The 2197-nt window shown below is 65.2% G+C and carries 2 protein-coding genes; both read left to right on the top strand.

Features of this window, described 5'->3' with window-relative positions; translation table 11 throughout:
• The first annotated feature begins 137 nt into the window (after positions 1-137).
• On the top strand, positions 138-1151 hold the full coding sequence (locus G8O24_RS42355) for an ABC transporter permease (protein WP_188108390.1): 1014 nt from the start codon (positions 138-140) through the stop codon (positions 1149-1151).
• A gap of 62 nt (positions 1152-1213) precedes the next feature.
• Positions 1214-2113, top strand: a complete 900-nt coding sequence (locus G8O24_RS42350; protein ID WP_188108389.1) for an ABC transporter permease — start codon at positions 1214-1216, stop codon at positions 2111-2113.
• The last annotated feature ends 84 nt before the right edge of the window (positions 2114-2197 follow it).

Genomic DNA, 2197 nt, shown 5'->3' with positions numbered 1-2197 from the left:
CGCATCACCCACCGTCCTCTTCGTCGTGCGCGTCAGATGTATATAACAGACAGCTCCCTGCCCCTCCCCCACAAGGGGGGAGGGAACGCAGCTGAGCATGCGGCTAGCAGCGTGCGCACCATCCGCCGGAGCACCCCATGCTCACCATGATCGGCAAGCGCCTGATGTTCGCGATTCCCTCGCTGATCGGCGTCGTCATCGTCACCTTCCTGCTGACGCGGGCGCTGCCGGGTGATCCCGCCGCCTACTTCGCCGGCCCCGCCGCGACCAAGGAAGCGGTCGAGCAGATCCGCAAGAAACTCGGCCTCGACAGGCCGCTGATCGAGCAGTTCTTCCGCTACACCAACGATCTCGCCCATGGCGATTTCGGCAACTCGCTGACCACGGGACAGCCGGTCGCGACCGAAATCCGCAATCGCCTGCCGGCCTCCGCCGAGCTGACATTGCTCGGTCTCGTCGTCTCCATCGTCATCGCCATTCCGCTCGGCGTGCTGGCGGCGACGCGGCCGGGCTCGTGGATCGACCATCTCTGTCGTGTCACGACGACAGCGGGCGTGTCGCTACCCGTGTTCTTCACCGGCCTCGTGCTGGTCTATCTCTTCTATTTCCAGCTCGGCTGGTCGCCGGCGCCGCTCGGCCGGCTCGACGTGTTCTACAGCGCGCCGCCGACGGTCACAGGCTTCTACCTGATCGACACCTTGATCGCCCGCGACTTCGAGGCCTGGCGCTCGGCGCTGAGCCAACTCATCCTGCCGGCGACGACGCTGGCGATCTTCTCGCTGGCGCCGATCGCACGCATGACGCGCGCCTCGATGCTCGCGGTGCTGGCATCCGAATTCGTCCGCACCGCGCGGGCCAGCGGCCTGTCGCCGACGACAGTCATCGTCACCTATGCGTTCCGTAACGCGATGCTGCCCGTGATCACCACGCTCAGCATGGTGTTCTCGTTCCTGCTCGGCGCCAACGTGCTGGTCGAAAAAGTGTTCGCCTGGCCCGGCATCGGCTCCTACGCGGTGGAAGCGCTGATCTCCTCGGACTTCGCGCCGGTGCAGGGTTTTGTCCTCACCATGGCGGTGATGTACGTGCTTTTGAATCTCGTGATCGACATTCTCTACGGCGTGATCGATCCGCGCGTGCGGTTGGAGGGGTAGCGCATGATCCGGAAAAGTGGAGGCCGGTTTTCCGATCAGATCATGCGCAAAAGGAGAATCACATGAGCTCCGTTGCGCCTGCTGTTGAACCCGTCGGCCCCGCGCGAACGTCCGGCCTGACCGCGATCCTCGAACAGACCCGCTACGTCCTCAGCGAGAACAAAGTCACCGGCTTTGCCTTTGCGCTGCTGATCCTGATCCTCGCTGCGGCGATCTTCGGCCCCTATGTGGTGCCCTACGATCCGCTGGCCTCTGACACAGCGGCGGCGCTCAAGCCGCCATCGGCAGCGCACTGGTTCGGCACCGACCAGCTCGGCCGCGACATTTTCAGCCGCGTCGTGGTGGCGACGCGGCTCGATACCTTCATCGCCGTCGCCTCCGTCGTGCTGGTGTTCCTGATGGGCGGCCTCGCCGGCATCGCGGCCGGCTATTTTGGCGGCTGGACCGACCGCATCGTCGGCCGCATCGCCGACACCATCATGGCCTTCCCGCTGTTCGTGCTCGCCATGGGCATCGTCGCCGCGCTCGGCAACACCGTGCAGAACATCATCTTGGCGACCGCGATCGTGAACTTCCCGCTCTACGCCCGCGTGGCGCGCGCCGAGGCCAACGTCCGCCGCAATGCCGGCTTCGTGCAGGCCGCGCGGCTCTCAGGCAACGGCGAATTCCGCATCCTCTTGGTGCATATCCTGCCGAACATCATGCCGATCATGATCGTGCAGATGTCGCTGACCATGGGCTACGCCATCCTCAATGCCGCGGGCCTGTCCTTCATCGGCCTCGGCGTCCGCCCGCCGACCGCGGAATGGGGCATCATGGTCGCCGAAGGCGCGGGCTTCATGGTGTCAGGCGAATGGTGGATCGCGCTGTTCCCCGGCCTTGCGCTGATGATCGCCGTGTTCTGCTTCAACCTCCTCGGCGACGGCCTCCGCGACATCGTCGACCCCCAGCGGAGGACGTGATGGTTGAGCTCAACGTCGGACAGCGTAGCCGTAAGGAGTGCACAACTCTCTCGCTCCCTCCCCCCTTGTGGGGGAGGGTTGGGG

This window comes from Bradyrhizobium campsiandrae (assembly GCF_014529705.1).
GTDB classification, from domain to species: domain Bacteria; phylum Pseudomonadota; class Alphaproteobacteria; order Rhizobiales; family Xanthobacteraceae; genus Bradyrhizobium; species Bradyrhizobium campsiandrae.
Note: the sequence above shows the minus strand (reverse complement) of the source record. Positions and strands in the feature narration are given on the sequence as shown.